Below are 17,125 nucleotides of genomic sequence, written 5' to 3'. Positions count from 1 at the left end.
CCGCCCGCGTGTCAGACGTTGAAGTATTTGGCCTCCGGGTGGTGGGCGACCAGCGCTGAGGTGGCCTGCTCGGGGTGGAGCTGGAACTCCTCCGACAGTGTCACCCCGATGCGCTCGGGGTCGAGCAGCTCGAAGAGCTGCTTCTGGTCCTCCAGGTTGGGGCAGGCCGGGTAGCCGAAGGAGTAGCGGCAGCCCTGGATGTTGACCTTGAGCATGTCGTCGAGCGACTCCTCGCCGCCGATCCCCCACTCCGAGCGCACCCGGGCGTGCCAGTATTCGGCCAGCGCCTCGGTGAGCTGCACCGACAGGCCGTGCAGCTCGAGATAGTCGCGGTAGGCGTCCTTGGCGAACAGCTCGGCCGTGGCGTCGGAGATCTTCGAGCCCATGGTGGCCACCTGGAAGCCGACCACGTCGACCTCGCCGGAGTCCTTGGCACGGAAGAAGTCGGACAGGCACAGGTGGCGGTCGCGGCGCTGGCGCGGGAAGGTGAAGCGGGTGCGCTCGTTGCCGTCGTCGCCGAGGATGATCAGCGAGTCGCCGTCGGAGACGCACGGGAAGTAGCCGTAGACGACGGCCGCCTCCAGCAGGCCCTCGGTCTGCATGCGCTCCAGCCACATGCGCAGCCGCGGCCGGCCCTCGGTCTCGACCAGCTCGTCGTAGCCGGGCCCGTCGCCGCCCCTGGTGGGCTTGAGGCCCCACTGGCCGAGGAACAGCGCCCGCTCGTCGAGGAAGGCGGAGTATTCGGCCAGCGAGATGCCCTTGACGACGCGGTCGCCGGCGAAGGGCGCGTTCGGCACCGGGTTGTCGGCGACCACGTCGGAGCGGGCCGGCAACTGCTCGACGGGCGTGCGCTGCAGCACCGCGCCGGTCTTGACGCGCCGCTCGCGCAGCGGCGGCAGCGTCGCGCCCGCCACGCCGCGCTTGACGGCCATGAACGCGTCCATCAGCCGCAGCCCCTCGAACGCGTCGCGCGCGTAGCGCACCTCGCCCTCGAACAGCCCGGCCAGGTCCTGCTCGACGTAGGCCCGGGTCAGGGCGGCGCCGCCCAGCAGCACCGGGTAGCGCTCCGACAGGCCCCTGGAGTTCATCTCCTCCAGGTTCTCCTTCATGATGACCGTCGACTTCACCAGCAGCCCGGACATGCCGATGACGTCGGCCTTCTGCTCGTCGGCGGCCTCCAGGATGGCCGAGACCGGCTGCTTGATGCCGAGGTTGACGACCTGGTAGCCGTTGTTGGACAGGATGATGTCGACGAGGTTCTTGCCGATGTCGTGGACGTCGCCCTTGACCGTCGCCAGCACAATGCGGCCCTTGGTCTCGCCCTCGACGCGGTCCATGTGGGGCTCGAGGTAGGCGACGGCGGACTTCATCACCTCGGCCGACTGCAGCACGAACGGGAGCTGCATCTGCCCGGAGCCGAACAGCTCGCCGACGGTCTTCATGCCGTCGAGCAGCACGTCGTTGATGATCTCCAGGGCCGGCCGCTGGTCGAGCGCGGTGTCGAGGTCGGCCTCCAGGCCCTTCTTCTCCCCGTCGATGATGCGCCGCTTGAGCCGCTCCCACAGCGGCAGCGCGGCCAGCTCCTCGGCCTTGCCGGCGCGCATGGCGGCGGCGTCGACGCCCTCGAACAGGTCCATGAACCGCTGCAGCGGGTCGTAGCCCTCGCGGCGGCGGTCGTAGACCATGTCGAGCGCGACCTGGCGCTGCTCGTCGGGGATGCGGGCCATCGGCAGGATCTTGGAGGCGTGCACGATGGCGGAGTCGAGCCCGGCGTTGACGCACTCGTTGAGGAACACCGAGTTGAGCACCATGCGGGCGGCCGGGTTGAGGCCGAAGCTGATGTTGGACAGGCCCAGCGTGGTCTGCACGCTCGGGTGGCGGCGCTTGAGCTCGCGGATGGCCTCGATGGTCTCCACGCCGTCGCGCCTGGTCTCCTCCTGGCCGGTGGCGATGGGGAAGGTGAGGCAGTCGACGATGATGTCCTCGACCCGCATGCCCCAGTTGGTCGTCAGGTCCTCGATCAGGCGGGAGGCCACGCGCACCTTCCAGTCGGCGGTGCGGGCCTGGCCCTCCTCGTCGATCGTCAGGGCCACGACGGCCGCGCCGTGCTCGCTCACCAGCCGCATGATCTTCTGGAAGCGGGAGTCGGGGCCGTCGCCGTCCTCGTAGTTGACGGAGTTGACCGCGGCGCGCCCGCCCAGCATCTCGAGGCCGGCCCCCAGCACCGCGGGCTCGGTCGAGTCGAGCATGATCGGCAGCGTGGAGGCGGTGGCGAAACGGAAGGCCAGCTCCTTCATGTCGGCCACGCCGTCGCGGCCGACGTAGTCGACGCACAGGTCGAGCATGTGGGCGCCGTCGCGGGCCTGGTCGCGGGCCGTCTCGACGCAGTCGTCCCAGCGGCCCTCCAGCATGGCCTCGCGGAAGGCCTTGGAGCCGTTGGTGTTGCAGCGCTCGCCGATGGCCAGGTAGGAGGTGTCCTGGCGGAACGGGACGGTCTGGTAGAGCGAGGAGGCGCCCGGCTCCGGGTGCGGGCGGCGGCGCGCCACCTGCTTGCCGCGGACCTGCTCGACGACCTGGCGCAGGTGCTCGGGCGTGGTGCCGCAGCAGCCGCCGACCAGGGACAGCCCGTAGTCGCGGGTGAAGGTCTCGTGCGCGCCGGCCAGCTCTTCGGCCGACAGCGGATAGTACGCCCCGTCGGCGGTCAGCACCGGCAGGCCCGCGTTGGGCATGCAGGACAGCCTGAGCCGCGAGTGGCGGGCGAGATAGCGCAGGTGCTCGCTCATCTCGGCGGGGCCGGTCGCGCAGTTGAGGCCGACGACGTCGACGCCGAGCGGCTCGATCGCGGTCAGGGCGGCGCCGATCTCGGAGCCGAGCAGCATCGCGCCGTTGGTCTCGATCGTCACCTGCGCGATGATCGGCACGTCGCGGCCCGACGCCTCGATGGCCCGCCTGGAGCCGACGACGGCGGCCTTGACCTGCAGCAGGTCCTGACAGGTCTCGATGATCAGCGCGTCGGCGCCGCCGGCGATCAGGCCCGCGGCGTTGTCGCGGTAGGCGTCGCGCAGCGTGGCGTAGGGCAGGTGGCCGAGCGTGGGCAGCTTGGTGCCCGGGCCCATCGAGCCGAGCACGAAGCGCGGCTGGTCGGGCGTGGACCAGTGGTCGGCGGCCTCGCGGGCGATCCTGGCGCCCGCCTCCGAGTATTCGAAGACACGATCGGAGATGTCGTATTCGCCGAGGGCCGCCAGGTTCGCGCCGAAGGTGTTGGTCTCCACGCAGTCGACGCCGACGGCGAAGTAGGCGTCGTGGACGCCGCGCACGATGTCGGGGCGGGTGACGTTGAGCACCTCGTTGCAGCCCTCGTGACCGTGGAAGTCGTCGAGCGTCGGGTCCTGGGCCTGAAGCATCGTGCCCATCGCCCCGTCGGCCACGACGACGCGCTGGGACAACACTTCTCGGAAGGACGGGGAGATGCTCATGGGGTAGAGCTTATCGGGTGCGGTTCGAGCGCTGGTCGTGCGCGGGGGGCGCGTGAATCGGCAGGCACGCCCAACTGCCCGTTCCGCCCTGCGCGTACGGCGGGCGGGTACGGCGGGCGCGGGTTTGCGGGGCGCGCTTGCGGGGGCGGGCTTACCGGGGGCGGGGGTGGGCGTTAGGGTGTCGGGCAGCAATTGAACTTCGCGTCCAATTGGGGGCTCCATGGCCTACCGCACCGTGCTCGTCGGCACCGACGGGTCGCCCTCCTCCTTCCGTGCCGTCTCGGCGGCGGCGTCCCTGGCCGCTGCGACCGGGTCCACGCTCGTGCTGGCCTGCGCCTACCTGCCCATGAGAGGGAGCGAGCGGGCCGCGGCCGCCGAGCGGCTGGGGGAGCTGGCGTACAAGGTGAGCGGGTCCACTCCGGCGGACGACGCCTTACGGGCGGCGCGCGAGCACGCCGTGGCGGCGGGTGCGGCGGACGTGGTCCTGTCGGCCGAGCAGGGGGAGGCGGTGGACGTGCTGATCTCCCTGGCCGCCCGGCACCGGGCCGACCTGCTGGTGGTGGGCAACCGGGGGCTCAACAGCCTGGCGGGGCGGCTGCTGGGGTCGGTGCCTTCCACGGTCACGCATCGGGCCTCGTGCGACGTACTGATCGTGCACACGACGGACGGCGGACGCTGCTGACGACGGCTCGCACCCTCACGTACACGCCCGGGTTCGCGCCGGTCCTGCCTCGCGGACGCACCCGGGACCGCGTCACGTGCGCGCCCGAGCCCGTTCCCCGCGTACGCGTCCGTGCGCTCGCGCGCGCACGCACACACGCGGGCCCGCGCAGGCGCCCGAGCGCGTGAATCAAAGCGTGCGAATCACCGCACACGCGGCCGAGCAAGCCAAGCCGAGCATGCGGGCCACCCGACCAGGCCGGGGACAGACCCGACCAGGTCCGGACTCGGACCCGCCTGGGTGCCGACCAGCCCGGCCGGGCACGGACCGACCCGCCCCGGAACGGCCAAGCGCGAGCCCAGGGGCTGCGTGCGGGGCAAGGAGGCCGGGCGCCCGAGAAAGGGGGCTGGGCGTGGGACGAGGGGGCCGGGCGTCTGAGGAAGGGGCCGAGTGAACTGAGGAAGGGGGCGGTGGTGGTGTTCAGGCGGGGGTTGTGGGCGTGATGGAGGCGGTGGGGTGGATGGCGGTGTGCATGGGGCCGTAGGTGAGGGTGGGGGTGGTCGGGGGTGGGGGGTGGGGGTGGTGATGGGGGTGTGGTGTGCGTGTGGTCGTGAGTGGGGCTGGGTGTGGGGGTGGTTGGGGGTGGGGATTCAAGCTGGTGGCCTGCTCGTGCTCCCCCTACACCGCCTGTGGCCGTGGGAGGGGGGCCTGGTGGGTTCGGCGGGAGATCCGTGACGCTGACGGCCCCCGACCGCATAGGCTTAGCGGGACGATGGAGAGAGGAGGCGACACGTGACAGAGCTCGAAGGGCTCCCCGAGCTCGTCGACCCGGTGCTCATTGCCGCGTTCGAGGGGTGGAACGACGCGGGCGAGGCCTCCAGCGGTGTGATCGCCCATCTCGAGTCGGCATGGAAGGCCGAGCCGCTCATCGCGCTCGACCCCGACGACTACTACGACTTCCAGGTGACGCGGCCCGTGGTGGAGATGACCGACGGGCTGACCCGGTCGATCGTGTGGCCCACGACGCGGCTGCTGCGCGCCCGGCCGCCGGGCCTGGAGCGCGACGTGGTGCTGCTGCGCGGCATCGAGCCCAACATGCGCTGGCGCTCGTTCTGCGCCGACATCATCCTCATCTGCCGCAAGCTGGGCGTCGACCTGGCCGTCATGCTGGGCGCCCTGCTCAACGACTCCCCGCACACCCGGCCCGTGCCCATCCTCGGCGGCGCGACCGATCTCGAGCTGGCCCGTTCGACCAATCTGGAGCTGAGCCGCTACGAGGGCCCGACGGGCATCGTGGGGGTGCTGCAGCACGCGTTCGGCGAGGCCGGGCTCGACGCCGTCTCGCTGTGGGCCTCGGTGCCCCACTACGTCGCCCAGCCGCCCAACCCCAAGGCCACGCTGGCGCTGCTGCGCCGCCTGGAAGACGTGCTGGAGATCCCCATGCCGCTGGGCGATCTCGACGAGGAGGCGCGCGCCTGGGAGCGCGGCGTCGACGAGCTGGCCTCGCAGGACACCGAGGTGGCCGAATACGTCAAGGAGCTCGAGGAGCGCAAGGACGCCGCCGAGTTGCCCGAGGCCAGTGGCGACGCGATCGCGGCCGAGTTCGAGCGCTATCTGCGGCGCCGCGACCGCGACACTGACAGCTAACCCTCAGGCGTTAAATCCCGCAAATTTCTGTGGTTTCGGGTAATAATCGGTGACCGTACAAGATTGCACCAAGTTGGGACCCCAGATCTAACCCAGACACCCTCGGCTTCGCATGTGATGCCTACTCAACTGACCGCGCACGTTAGGCACGCCATGGCGACTTCACACGTAGATCCGCACCAGAGGAGCCAGGACACCAGGCGGCGCATCCTGGAGATGGCCGTCTCGCTCCGGGAAGACCGCAACGGCGGCTCGGTGGACCACTACCTCGCCCTGCTGCAGGACCGGCTCCCCCTCTGGCTCAGCATTCTGCACGAGCTCTCTCATCGCTCCGGAAAAGGGTCTGTTTCCGACAATCTTCTCCCGGTGGCGCAAGCCGGGATTGACTATTACCTCGAGGTTCAGGGCGCGGCGCTGCCCGCGTTCACCTCCCCCACCGTGACGGTCCGATTCCGCGAGGCCATCCGTGACACCGGCCTCGGGCCGCGCGAGGAGATCGCGCCGCTGGCCGCCTACCTGGCGGCCGAGCAGCAACTGGGACGAATACGTCCCGACGTGGACCCGGAGGCGAGCGCGCGACTGCTGGTCGCGGGCTGTTTCCACCGGGCCTACATCGAGATGTTCATCGGCGCCGACAGCGGGCCCACGCGCGAGGCCAGCGCACGGGAGATCGTGCGCGAGCTACGCCTGGAACCCATGGTCCACGCCTGACGGGCAGCGCTGCCGCACAGGTGCACGTGCATGGTGCACGTCTGACGGCAGCGCTGCGCAACAGGCGTTCACGCCTGGCGGGCGCCGGTGCGCAGGATCCGGGGGTCCGGTACGGCGGCGCGGCTTCGGTGCAGTGCCTCGTCGTAGCGGTGCCAGATCAGCGCCGCCACGTCCGGGTCCGCGCCCAGGGGCTCGCTGACCAGGTCCGCGCCGGCCGTGGCCAGCCGGTCGTGGAAGAAGCCGGGCGCGAGCACGTACGAGGCGATCGCCACCCGCGCGGCCGGGGTCGAGGCCAGCCGTTCCATGGCCTCCTCCAGGGACGGCGCCCCGGCCGAGGCGAAGGCGGCGGTCACCGGGCGGGCCAGGCGCACGGCGAGCCGGTGGGCCGCGGCGCGTACGTCGGCCAGGGCCGACGGGTCCGAGGAGCCCGCCGCGCCGAGCACGACCGCGTCCGTGGAGCGCAGCCCGGCGCGGTCCAGCTTGCGCGCCAGCGCGGAGGTCAGCAGCCGGTGCGGCCCCAGCCATCCGGCCACCACCGCGTCGGGACGGTGCTCGGCGATGACCTCGGGCAGGTCGATGTGGACGTGGTAGCCGCCGGCCAGCAGGAGCGGCACGACGACCACGGGACCGCGGACCGCGGGCAGCACCTCCGACAGCGGGGGTGAGCTGATCTCGAGGTAGCTCAGCTCCACCCGCTGCCCCGGCCGGGCCCCTCTGACGGTCTCGGCCAGGGCGGACAGGGTCCGCTCCCCCGCCGTGCTGCGCGTGCCGTGCGCGGCCAGGACGAGCGAGGGCGTCACAGGCCCGCCTCGTAGAGGCAGGCGAGCCGGTAACCGCGCTTGACCACCGTCTCGACGATCCCGCTCGGCCCGAGGGCGCGGCGCAGCCGGGTGATGGCCATCTCGACGGCGTGCTCGGCGGAGTCGCGGGCGACGCTGCCCGGCAGCACGGTACGCAGATCGGCCCGGGACACCACGTGCCCCGGCTTGTCGGCCAGCCGTTTGAGCACCGCCATCGGCGCCGGCGGCAGCGGCCGCAGCTCCCCGTCGACGACCACGGCGTGACCGCGGATCTCCAGCCGGTGATCACCGGCCACGAGCCGGGTGACGCCGTGCTCGGGCAGGTGCCTGGCCAGGGCGCGGGCCAGCGCGCCGAGCCGCGAGCGGTCGGGCTGCAGCGTCGGCACGCCGCGCGAGGTCAGCGGGTCGGCGGTGACGGGCCCCACGCAGGCGGCCACGACCGGGCCGCTGAACGCCGCCAGCAGCGCCTCCTCCAGCCCTTCGGCCCGGGCCGCGCCCAGCATGGCGTGCACGGCGGGGGCGCTGGTGAAGGCCACGGCGTCGACCGAGCCGGAGATCGTCTGGCTGATCAGGCGGCGCAGCGGCGAGATGTCCCGGTACGGCAGCCACCGGTAGACCGGGATCTCGATCACCTCGGCCCCGGCCCCGCGCAGGTCGGCCACGAACTCGCCGAGCGGCTCGCCGTGCTGCTGCACCGCGATGCGCCGCCCCCGCAGGTCCTGCTCCAGCAGGTACTGCTTGACCTCCTCGCACGACTCGGTCGCGGGCGTCCAGTGGTCGTTCAGCCCGGCGGCGCGCACCGCGCCCCTGGCCTTGGGGCCGCGGGTGAGCAGGCGCGACTTGGACAGGTGCTCGCCCAGGTCGCCGGACAGGCCCCAGCCCTCGGCGGCGGCCATCCAGCCGCGGAAGCCGACACCGGTGGTGACGACGACGTCGTCGAGCGGCCGCTCCAGGCTGAGCCGGGTGGCGGCGAGCAGGTCGGTGTCCTCGGCGAGGGGCACGAGCCGGATCGCGGGGGCGCTGACCACACGGGCGCCGCGGCGCTCCAGCAGCGCGCCGAACTCCTCGCGCCGCCTGGTCGCGGTCACGCCGATGGTGAAGCCCGCCAGGGCGTCGGGCGCCGTCTCCGGGGGAGATCCGCCCTCATGGGGAAGTGCGGTCATGCGTGCACCTCCAGATAGTCGGGGATGCCTGGCCGGGCCCCGAGCACCCGGCCAGGCATCACAGGCGCGTGTGACGCAAGTGAGAACACCCTCCGATACTGCTTTCGGGTGGTTTCGCCTCTGGGTCTCTTCTGTTACCGCTGTGCTACAAGGCAGGGCCTTCGCGGTTGGCCGGGCGCGCTCAGGGGAAACGTTCACCGTGACGACGCCGCCTATCGGGGAGTTGCGGGTGACGGTCCGGCCTATTCGCGTGTTCGACGACCCGGTGCTGCGATCGGTGGCGGCTCCGGTCCAGGATTTCGACCGGGAGCTGCGGCGGCTGGTCAAGTCCCTGACCGCCACGATGCGGGCGGGGGCCGGGCGGGCCGGTCTCGCGGCTCCGCAGATCGGCGAGCCGGTGCGGGTGGTGGTCTACTCCTACGACGGCAAGTCGGGCCACCTGGTCAATCCCCGCCTGGAGCTGTCGGCGCGGCGCGTCACCGCCGATGAGGCGTGCCTGTCGGCGCCCGGCCTGTGGTGGCCACTGGAACGGTCCTACATGGTCACGGCGCGTGGCCGCGACATGTTCGGCAAACCGGTGACCGTGCGGGCGCTGGGCATGCTGGCCAGAGTGCTGCAGCACGAGGTCGATCACCTCGACGGCGTGCTGTTCAGTGACCACCTCGAAGCGGGCGAGCGCGAACGGTTTCTCGCCGAGGCTCTGACGGCGGGCTGAGCTCCCGCCGCTGGGCGGGGTCCGTGCCGCCCCACACGCCGTAGGCCTGCCGCGTGCCGAGCGCGTACGCCAGGCACGGCTCACGCACCGGGCAGCCGCCGCACACCTGTTTGGCCTCCTCGACCTGCGACTGGCTCGGCCCCTCCATGGAGATGGGGAAGAACAATTCCGGGTCCAGGTCGAGGCAGGCGGCCCTGCGGGTCCAGTCGAGCATCATCATGCTCCTGGCGCCTACCCAGATTCCGCAGGTCATACCTCGCCGAGCAGCCGATCCCAATCGGACAGGAACCTGCCGAGCCCGTAGCGGGCCAGCGCCGCCGCCCGGGCGGCCTTGCCCGCCTGGGCCGCGCGCTCGGGATCCCCGGCGAACGCATGCAGCGCGTCGGCCAGCACGTGGACCTTCGTGGACAGCACGCCGGCCTCCGGCGGGACGGCCTCGATCGCCTCGGTGGCCGCCAGCGCGACCACGGGCAGACCGAGCGTCATGGCCTCGACGAGGGCCAGCCCGAGCGAGGTCCAGCGGTAGGGGTGCAGGTAGACGCGGCGGCGGGCCAGCTCGGTGTGCATGACGTGCTGGGGCAGGTCCTCGTAGGTGCCGTACGGCAGCCCGTCCACCTTCATCCCGAACACGTCGAGGGGCACCCGCTCGGCGAAGCGGGGCAGCAGGTCGGTCCCGGCGACCCGGGTGCGGCGCACCGGCTCGTTGACCACGACGCCCGCGCGGGGCAGCTCTCCCGTGTACAGGTGGCCCGGGTCGGGGACGCCGTGCTCGATGACGCGGGTGGGCGCCTTGCCGTTGTCCCAGTACAGCTCGTTGAAGTGGGTGACGTGCACGAGCCTGACGTCGCTCCGGTCCGCCAGCGGGTGGCGGGTGCGGGGCACGTCCCCCGCCGGGGTGTTGTGCTCGACGTACACGGCCGGGACGTCGCGGCCCAGCCAGTCGCGGGCCAGGCCGATCTCGTGCGGCCGCTGGTGCACGACGACGTCCACGGGCTCGTGGCGCAGCCGGTCCCACGGCACCTCGCGGGCGCTCGCGGGCCAGTCGTAGGTGTCCGCGCGCCCCCGGCCGTCGGGACCACGACCGGGGACTACCGGGAGCACGTACTCGTGGCCTCCCCTGACGAACGCGTTGGTCCATGAGCCGTGCACGTGCCAGAGGAGGACCCTCACCAGCGGCTCCAGCCCATCGCGCGGGCCCAGGGGGCCGACACGGCCGGCACCGGCCCCTCGGCGTCGCTGAGGACGCGGTCCACGACGTCGGTCAGGTCGTCGGCGACCTCGGCGGCCTCCTGGATCTCCACCCGCAGCGTCTGCGGGGTGGGGACCAGGATCCCCCGGGCCCCGGCGGCCCTGGCCGCCTCCATGTCCCTGCCGATGTCGCCCACGACCACGCAGTCGCGGGGGCTGACGTCGAGCACGGCGGCGGCCCTGATCACGAGGCCGGGCGCCGGTTTGCGGCAGGTGCAGCCGTCGGCGTCGTCGTGCACGCAGATCGCCCACGCGTCGAACGGCCCGAGCAGCTCCTCGACCTTGGCGTTCACCTGGTCCATCTCGTCGGCGGACAGCAGGCCCTTGGCGACGCCGGACTGATTGGTGACCACGGCCAGCGGCACGTCGGCCTGTCTGAGGCGGCCCAGCGCCTCGACGGCGCCGGGCATGGGCTCGACGAGGTTCGGATCGCCGTTGTACGGCACGTCCCTGATCAAGGTCCCGTCCCGGTCGAAGAGCACGGCACCGGGGCGTCGCTTTTCGAACACCGCTCACCTCCGTCGCGTGCCGGGCAGCTACCCGGGCGCCGAACCGGCAAACAACTACTTAGAGTGACTGTTTTCCAGCTTCTTTGCGTGTTTCCGCACCTCGGAGAGATGGGGAAGGTTTGAGCACCGCTTCTCTCGGTAGCGGTCTCCCACATCCTTGGGGGAGGAAGCATGAGATTTCTCGGCATCAACGCGATCTTCCACGACCCGGCCGCCGCCCTGGTGGTCGACGGGAAGATCGTGGCCGCGGCTGAGGAGGAGCGCTTCAGCCGGCGCAAGCACGGCAAGCGGCCGCTGGCGTTCTCCGCCTGGGAGCTGCCCGAGCAGGCCGCCGCGTGGTGCCTGCGCGAGGCGGGCCTGTCCCCCGAGGACATCGACGCGGTGGCCTACTCCTACGACCCGTCGCTGGTGGTGGGGAGGCCGGACGGCGACTGGGAGGACCTGCGCACCAGGTACGCGCTCCGCGCCCCGGCGTTCCTGTCCACGGCCCTGCCGGGCCTGGACCCGGGCCGGGTCTCGTACGTGCCGCACCACGTCGCCCACGCCGCCTCGGCGGGCCTGGCCTCGCCCTGGCGCGACTGCGCGGTGCTGGTGTGCGACGGCCGCGGCGAGAACGTCTCCCACCTGGCGGGCCGCTACCGGGGCGGCGAGCTGGAGGTGCTGGCCACGCAGGAGCTGCCGCACTCGCTCGGCCTCATGTACGAGGACGTCACCGAGCACCTGGGCTTCCTGCGCTCCAGCGACGAGTACAAGGTCATGGCGATGGCCTCCTACGGCCGGCCCCGCCACCTGGAGGCGCTGCGCGAGGTCGTCCACACGACCGGAGACGGCGGCTTCCGGGTCGAGCCGGTCGACTGGAACGGCTACGCCAAGGCCCTGCCGAAGGGCGCCGAGTGGACCTCCGACCACGCCGACCTGGCCGCCAGCGTGCAGGCCCGGCTGGAGGAGGTGCTGCTGGAGCTCGTGCGCTGGCTGCACGAGCGCACCGGTGAGCGGCGGCTCGCGCTGGCCGGCGGCGTGGCGCTCAACTGCGTGGCCAACACCCGGCTGCTGGACGAGGGGCCGTTCGACGAGCTGTGGGTGCAGCCGGCCGCCGGCGACTCGGGCACCGCGCTGGGCGGGGCGCTGCATCTGGCGCAGGCGTACGGCGAGCCGGCCGCGCCCATGCCGGGGGCGGCGCTCGGGCGCGGCTTCACCGACGAGGAGCTGGGCGCCTGGCTGGACGTGGCCCGCGTGCCGCACACCCGCCCCGCCGACCTGGCCGCCGCCGTGGCCGCCGAGCTGGCCGCCGACCGGATCGTGGCCTGGTTCCAGGGGCGCTCCGAGTACGGGCCCCGGGCGCTCGGGCGGCGGTCGCTGCTGGCGCATCCGGGCCACGCGCGCAACACCGAGCGGCTGAACGACGTCAAGGGGCGCGAGCAGTTCCGGCCCATCGCTCCGATGGTGCTGGAGTCGCGGGCCGCGGAGCTCTTCGGGCGGGGGCCGGTGCCGTCGCCGTACATGCTGTTCGTGCACGACGTGCGGCCGGACTGGGCGGCGCGCATTCCGGCGGTGGTGCACGTGGACGGGACCGCGCGCGTCCAGACGGTCTCGCCCGTGACGGAGCCGCTGATGGCGCGGGTGCTGAGCGCGTTCGAGGCGCGCACGGGGCTGCCGGTGGTGGTCAACACGAGCCTCAACACGGCGGGGCGGCCCATGGTGGACGATCCCCGGGACGCGCTGGAGTGCTTCGGCTCCTCGCCGGTGGACGTGCTGGCGCTGGGGCCGTACCTGGTGCGGCGCGGGGAGGTGTTCGCGTCGTGATCACCGTGGTGGTCCCGACGATCGGGCGGCGCACCCTGCGCGACACGCTGGCGGCCGTCGGGCCGGGCACGCCGGTGATCGTGGTGGACGATCGCCGGCGCGGGTCCTCGCTGGGGCCCTTTCCCCGGCACGTACGCGTCGTCCGGTCGGGCGGCCGGGGGCCCGCCGCGGCGCGGAACACCGGCTGGCGGGCCGCCGGCACGCCGTGGGTGGTGTTCCTGGACGACGACGTGATCCCGGGGCCCGGATGGGCCGAGGCGGTCTGGAAGGACCTGGTGGACCTGCCCGGCGACGTGGCGGGCAGCCAGGGGCGCATCGTGGTGCCCCTGCCCGCCGGACGCCGGCCCACCGACGCCGAGCGGAACACCGCCGGGCTGGAGGACGCGCTGTGGGTGACGGCCGACATGGCCTACCGGCGGTCGGTGCTGGAGTCGCTGGGCGGGTTCGACGAGCGGTTCCCCCGGGCGTACCGGGAGGACGCCGATCTCGCGCTGCGGGCCACGCTGGCGGGGCACCGGCTGGTGCGGGGCGGGCGGGTGACGCGGCATCCGGTGCGTCCGGACGGGTTCTGGGCCAGTGTGCGCTTCCAGCGGGGCAACGCGGACGACGCGCTCATGCGGCGGCTGCACGGGCCGGGCTGGCGCGAGGCCATCGGCGGCGGGCCGGGGCGGCTGCGTACGCACGCGGCGACGACGGCGGCACTGGCGGCGGCCCTGCTGGCCGGAGCGGCGGCGGGCGTGCGGGCGGCCGGAAAGGCGCGGGCGTCCGGAAAAGCGTGGGGGCCGGGACGGGCGGGACGGGCAGCGCGGGGGCCGGTCGTGGCGGCGGGGGTCGCGGCGTTCGTGTGGGCGGCGCTGACCGGGGAGTTCGCGTGGCGGCGGGTCGCGCCGGGGCCGCGTGATCCGGCCGAGGTGCTGCGCATGGCCGTCACCAGCGTGCTGATCCCGCCGGTCGCCTGCGCGCACCGGCTCCGGGGCGAGTGGAAGGTGCGGCGATGAGCGGGCGACGGGACCGGGGGCGCGTGCTGGTGGCGCGGCTCGACGACGCCGGGGACGTGCTGCTGGCCGGGCCCGCCGTCAGGGCCGTACGGACGCTGGCCCGCGAGGTGGTCTTCCTGGCCGGGCCGCACGGCAGGGCGGCGGCCGAGCTGCTGCCCGGCGTGGACCGCGTGATCGAGTGGCGGGCGCCGTGGATCGACCACACCCCGCCGCCCGTCACCGCGGAGCAGACCGCCGCCCTGGTGGAGCGGCTGGGCGGCCTGGACGAGGCGGTGGTCCTCACCTCCTTCCACCAGTCGGCCCTGCCGCTGGCGCTGCTGCTCAGGCTGGCGGGGGTGGGCCGGATCACGGCGATCAGCGAGGACTACCCGGGCTCCCTGCTCGACGTGCGGCACCGGGTGGACGAGAGCGCCGACGTGCCGGAGGCGGAGCGGATGCTGGCGGTCGCCCGGGCGGCCGGGTTCGAGCTGCCGGAGGGCGATGACGGCGAACTCGCAGTTCAGCGGCCATTGCCGGATATAGAGAGATTTACGGGGCACTCTCTAGGCGTCGGCGCCGATGCCGACAAAGGCACGTATGTCGTGGTGCACCCAGGAACGTCGGCCCCCGCCCGGACCTGGCCTGCCGAGAGGCATCGGCAGACCGTCCGGGAGCTGGCCGGAGACGGGCATCAGGTCGTCGTGACCGGCACAGAGCGTGACCTCACCGCCTTCGTGGCCGGCGATGTGGCGGCCGACCTGGGCGGCGTGACCACATTCGCGGAACTGGCCGCCGTGATCGAGCGTGCCAGCGTGCTCGTGGCGGGCAACACCGGCCCCGCGCACCTGGCGGCGGCCGTCGGCACGCCGGTCGTGAGCCTGTTCGCCCCCGTCGTCCCGGCGGCACGGTGGGCCCCGTACCGGGTGCCCACGGTACTGCTCGGCGACCAGCAGGCGCCCTGCCGCGGCAGCAGGGCGCGTACCTGCCCGGTGCCCGGACACCCGTGCCTGTCCCAGGTGACAAGTGAGCAGGTGGTCAAGGCAGTGAGGGAGCTGACTCAGTGAAGGTCGATCTCATCTCCGAGCACGCGGATCCGCTGGCGGCGGTCGGCGGCGTCGACTCCGGCGGCCAGAACGTCTACGTCGCCGCGCTCGCCGTGGCCCTCGCCGAGCGCGGGCATTCGGTCGTCATCCACACGCGGCGCTCCTCAGAGTCACAACCCGGCTCGGTACGCCTCGCGCCGGGCGTCACGGTCGAGTACGTCAGGGCCGGTCCCGCGGTTCCCGTGCCGAAGGACGACCTGCCGCCGTACATGCCGGAGTTCACCGAACGGCTGGCCGCGAGCTGGGCCGGGCGCCGGCCGGACGTCGTGCACGCGCACTTCTGGATGAGCGGGCAGGCGGCACTCAGCGCCGCCGCCGGGATCCCGGTGGTGCAGACGTTCCACGCGCTCGGCACCGTCAAGCGGCGCTGGCAGGGCGAGGCCGACACCAGCCCCGCGCACCGGATCGACACCGAGCGCGAGCTCGGGCTGCGGGCCGACGCCGTGCTGGCCACCTGCAGCGACGAGGTGAGCGAGCTGCGCTCGATGGGGATTCCCGAGCAGCGCATCGCGGTCGTGCCGTGCGGGGTGGACCTGTCGGCGTTCTGCCCGGACGGGCCGGTGGCGCCGCGTACGGGCCGCAAGACGGTGCTCAGCATCGGCCGGATGGTGCCGCGCAAGGGCGTGGACACCGTGATCGCGGCGATGCGCCGGCTTCCCGACGCCGACCTGGTGATCGCCGGGGGCGGCCCGGACGACGAGGAGGCGGACAGGCTGCGCGAGCTGGCGCGGGCGTACGGGCTCGACCACCGCGTCCACGTCATCGGCAGCGTGCCGCGCCACCATGTGCCCGCGCTCATGCGCTCGGCGGACGTGGTGGTGACGGTCCCCTGGTACGAGCCGTTCGGCATGGTGCCGGTGGAGGCCATGGCCTGCGGCGTGCCGGTCGTGGCCTCGGCGGTCGGCGGCCACCTGGACACGGTCGCGGGCTGTGGCGTCCTCGTGCCGCCGCGCCGCCCGCGGGCGCTGGCCAGGGCGCTCAGGTCCGTGCTCGGGGATCCGGACCGGCGCGCGGCGCTCGGCGCGGCGGGGGCCCGCCGGGCCCGCGAACGATACGGCTGGCCGTGCGTGGCCGAGCGGACCGAGGCCGTGTACACGCAGGTCATCGACGGCAAGGTCTGCCGTCTGGCGGCTCTGGGGGGCTGATCATGGACGCGCATCTCGAGAAACTCTGGAACACGCTGGAGAAGGTGGACGATCACGCCCTCGCCGTGCGGGCCTGGGGTGGGAAGCTGGCCGGCGTGCTGGCCGCCGGGGGCAGGCTGCTGGCCTGCGGCAACGGCGGCTCGGCGGCGGAGGCGCAGCATCTGACGGCCGAGCTGGTCGGCCGGTTCAGGGAGGACAGGCCACCGTACGCGGCGATCCCGCTGCACGCCGACGGCTCGTCGCTGACGGCGATCGCCAACGACTTCGGCGCCGACCAGGTCTACGCCCGCCAGGTGCGGGCGCACGGCCGGGCGGGGGACGTGCTGCTGTGCCTGTCCACCAGCGGCACCAGCGCGAACGTGCTGGCCGCGGCGCGGGCGGCGCAGGAGGCCGGGCTGGTGGCCTGGGCCATGACCGGGCCGGCGCCGAACCCGCTGGCCGGCCTCTGCGACGAGGCGGTGGCCGTACCCGCCGGGGAGACGGCCACCGTGCAGGAGGTGCATCTCGCCCTGCTCCACTTGTTGTGCGACGCGGTGGAGGAGGCGCTGTGAGCCCGCGCCTGGTGGTCATCGGGGACACCTTCCTCGACGTGGACGTCGAGGGCGCGGCCGACCGGCTCTGCCCGGACGCGCCCGTGCCGGTGATCCAGGTGGCCACCGAGCAGGCCCGCCCCGGCGGGGCGGGCCTGGCGGCGCTGCTGGCCGCGCGCGACGGCGCCGAGGTCGTGCTGATCACGGCGATCGGCGACGACCCCGACGGCCGCCGCCTGTGCGGGCTGCTGTCGGAGGAACTCGACCTGGTACGGCTGCCGCTGCGCGGCGGCACCGTCCGCAAGACCAGGATCAGGTCACGCGGCCAGACCCTGGTCAGGCTGGACACCGGCGACGGCGTGGCCCGCTACGCCCCCACTTCCGAGGCGATGGAGGCGATCGGGAGCGCCGGGGCGGTGCTGGTCTCCGACTACGGCAGGGGCGTGGCCAGGATGGCCCGCGACCTGCTGCGCGACGGCGCCGTCCCGGTGGTGTGGGACCCGCACCCCCGGGGCGAGCCGCCGATGCCCGGCTGCGCCCTGCTGACGCCGAGCGAGGCGGAGGCGAGGCTGCTGTGCCCGGCCGGCTGCAACGGCCCGGACGAGGCGGCCCGCCGCCTGGTGCGGGCGCTGCGGGC

The 17,125-nt window shown here is 73.3% G+C and carries 16 protein-coding genes; 10 read left to right on the top strand and 6 right to left on the bottom strand.

Annotation, left to right across the window (positions count from 1 at the left end):
• Positions 1–11: 11 nt before the first annotated feature.
• Positions 12–3,476, bottom strand: coding sequence for a methionine synthase (metH, locus tag AB0I15_RS31515; protein WP_358103038.1), 3,465 nt, complete (start codon positions 3,474–3,476; stop codon positions 12–14).
• A 220-nt stretch (positions 3,477–3,696) separates the two neighbouring features.
• Here metH and AB0I15_RS31510 point away from each other — a divergent pair, with 220 nt between their 5' ends.
• The 3 genes from AB0I15_RS31510 to AB0I15_RS31500 all read left to right on the top strand — a co-directional run bounded on the left by AB0I15_RS31510 (position 3,697) and on the right by AB0I15_RS31500 (position 6,495).
• Positions 3,697–4,158, top strand: coding sequence for a universal stress protein (locus AB0I15_RS31510; protein ID WP_358103035.1), 462 nt, complete (start codon positions 3,697–3,699; stop codon positions 4,156–4,158).
• Between the two features lie 771 nt (positions 4,159–4,929).
• Complete coding sequence (locus tag AB0I15_RS31505) at positions 4,930–5,784, top strand: PAC2 family protein (RefSeq protein WP_358103032.1); 855 nt, start codon at positions 4,930–4,932, stop codon at positions 5,782–5,784.
• A 153-nt stretch (positions 5,785–5,937) separates the two neighbouring features.
• Positions 5,938–6,495 (top strand): TetR/AcrR family transcriptional regulator C-terminal domain-containing protein, encoded by a 558-nt coding sequence (locus AB0I15_RS31500; RefSeq protein WP_358103029.1) that lies wholly within the window; start codon positions 5,938–5,940, stop codon positions 6,493–6,495.
• A gap of 68 nt (positions 6,496–6,563) precedes the next feature.
• On the opposite strand, the gene AB0I15_RS31495 is transcribed toward AB0I15_RS31500, so the two are convergent.
• Together AB0I15_RS31495 and AB0I15_RS31490 are read right to left on the bottom strand one after the other, a co-directional pair.
• The gene (locus AB0I15_RS31495) at positions 6,564–7,295 is read right to left on the bottom strand and encodes a CbiX/SirB N-terminal domain-containing protein (RefSeq protein WP_358103026.1); all 732 of its coding nucleotides are present in this window, start codon (positions 7,293–7,295) and stop codon (positions 6,564–6,566) included.
• Positions 7,292–8,458, bottom strand: a complete 1,167-nt coding sequence (locus AB0I15_RS31490; RefSeq protein ID WP_358103023.1) for a uroporphyrinogen-III synthase — start codon at positions 8,456–8,458, stop codon at positions 7,292–7,294. The genes AB0I15_RS31495 and AB0I15_RS31490 overlap by 4 nt, the downstream gene beginning before the upstream one ends.
• Positions 8,459–8,657: 199 nt before the next feature.
• Between AB0I15_RS31490 and AB0I15_RS31485 the strand changes: the two genes are divergently transcribed.
• Positions 8,658–9,173 (top strand): peptide deformylase, encoded by a 516-nt coding sequence (locus tag AB0I15_RS31485; protein WP_358103020.1) that lies wholly within the window; start codon positions 8,658–8,660, stop codon positions 9,171–9,173.
• On the opposite strand, the gene AB0I15_RS31480 is transcribed toward AB0I15_RS31485, so the two are convergent.
• From AB0I15_RS31480 to AB0I15_RS31470, 3 genes are read right to left on the bottom strand one after another with little or no spacing between them, the layout of a single operon-like run.
• Positions 9,109–9,387: a WhiB family transcriptional regulator gene (locus tag AB0I15_RS31480; RefSeq protein WP_358103017.1), complete on the bottom strand. Its 279-nt coding sequence runs from the start codon at positions 9,385–9,387 to the stop codon at positions 9,109–9,111. The genes AB0I15_RS31485 and AB0I15_RS31480 overlap by 65 nt on opposite strands.
• Positions 9,388–9,422: 35 nt before the next feature.
• Positions 9,423–10,343, bottom strand: coding sequence for a glycosyltransferase (locus tag AB0I15_RS31475; protein ID WP_358103014.1), 921 nt, complete (start codon positions 10,341–10,343; stop codon positions 9,423–9,425).
• Positions 10,340–10,930, bottom strand: coding sequence for an HAD-IIIA family hydrolase (locus AB0I15_RS31470; protein WP_358103011.1), 591 nt, complete (start codon positions 10,928–10,930; stop codon positions 10,340–10,342). Before AB0I15_RS31470 ends, AB0I15_RS31475 begins: the two co-directional genes overlap by 4 nt.
• Before the next feature lie 171 nt (positions 10,931–11,101).
• On the opposite strand from AB0I15_RS31470, the gene AB0I15_RS31465 reads away from it, so the two are divergent.
• The 6 genes from AB0I15_RS31465 to AB0I15_RS31440 all read left to right on the top strand — a co-directional run.
• Positions 11,102–12,733 (top strand): carbamoyltransferase C-terminal domain-containing protein, encoded by a 1,632-nt coding sequence (locus AB0I15_RS31465; RefSeq protein ID WP_358103008.1) that lies wholly within the window; start codon positions 11,102–11,104, stop codon positions 12,731–12,733.
• The gene (locus AB0I15_RS31460) at positions 12,730–13,731 is read left to right on the top strand and encodes a glycosyltransferase (RefSeq protein ID WP_358103005.1); all 1,002 of its coding nucleotides are present in this window, start codon (positions 12,730–12,732) and stop codon (positions 13,729–13,731) included. Before AB0I15_RS31465 ends, AB0I15_RS31460 begins: the two co-directional genes overlap by 4 nt.
• On the top strand, positions 13,728–14,774 hold the full coding sequence (locus AB0I15_RS31455) for a glycosyltransferase family 9 protein (RefSeq protein WP_358103003.1): 1,047 nt from the start codon (positions 13,728–13,730) through the stop codon (positions 14,772–14,774). The genes AB0I15_RS31460 and AB0I15_RS31455 overlap by 4 nt, the downstream gene beginning before the upstream one ends.
• Positions 14,771–15,958, top strand: coding sequence for a glycosyltransferase (locus AB0I15_RS31450; protein WP_358103000.1), 1,188 nt, complete (start codon positions 14,771–14,773; stop codon positions 15,956–15,958). The genes AB0I15_RS31455 and AB0I15_RS31450 overlap by 4 nt, the downstream gene beginning before the upstream one ends.
• A gap of 2 nt (positions 15,959–15,960) precedes the next feature.
• Entirely contained in the window at positions 15,961–16,509 is a 549-nt protein-coding gene (locus tag AB0I15_RS31445; RefSeq protein ID WP_358102997.1) for an SIS domain-containing protein, read from the top strand.
• Positions 16,506–17,125: PfkB family carbohydrate kinase (locus AB0I15_RS31440; RefSeq protein WP_358102994.1), on the top strand; the 620-nt coding region annotated here is incomplete at its 3' end. The genes AB0I15_RS31445 and AB0I15_RS31440, both read left to right, overlap by 4 nt.

The sequence above is a fragment of the Nonomuraea sp. NPDC050643 genome, from assembly GCF_040654715.1.
Lineage (GTDB): Bacteria > Actinomycetota > Actinomycetes > Streptosporangiales > Streptosporangiaceae > Nonomuraea.
This window is presented reverse-complemented; position numbering and strand designations above follow the sequence as displayed.

Bases quoted from the DNA above. Each gene is read 5' to 3' on its own strand.
- metH (WP_358103038.1), bottom strand. From the start codon at position 3,476: ATGAGCATCTCCCCGTCCTTCCGAGAAGTGTTGTCCCAGCGCGTCGTC.
- AB0I15_RS31510 (WP_358103035.1), top strand. From the start codon at position 3,697: ATGGCCTACCGCACCGTGCTCGTCGGCACCGACGGGTCGCCCTCCTCC.
- AB0I15_RS31500 (WP_358103029.1), top strand. From the start codon at position 5,938: ATGGCGACTTCACACGTAGATCCGCACCAGAGGAGCCAGGACACCAGG.
- AB0I15_RS31490 (WP_358103023.1), bottom strand. From the start codon at position 8,458: ATGACCGCACTTCCCCATGAGGGCGGATCTCCCCCGGAGACGGCGCCC.
- AB0I15_RS31480 (WP_358103017.1), bottom strand. From the start codon at position 9,387: ATGCTCGACTGGACCCGCAGGGCCGCCTGCCTCGACCTGGACCCGGAA.
- AB0I15_RS31465 (WP_358103008.1), top strand. From the start codon at position 11,102: ATGAGATTTCTCGGCATCAACGCGATCTTCCACGACCCGGCCGCCGCC.
- AB0I15_RS31455 (WP_358103003.1), top strand. From the start codon at position 13,728: ATGAGCGGGCGACGGGACCGGGGGCGCGTGCTGGTGGCGCGGCTCGAC.
- AB0I15_RS31445 (WP_358102997.1), top strand. From the start codon at position 15,961: ATGGACGCGCATCTCGAGAAACTCTGGAACACGCTGGAGAAGGTGGAC.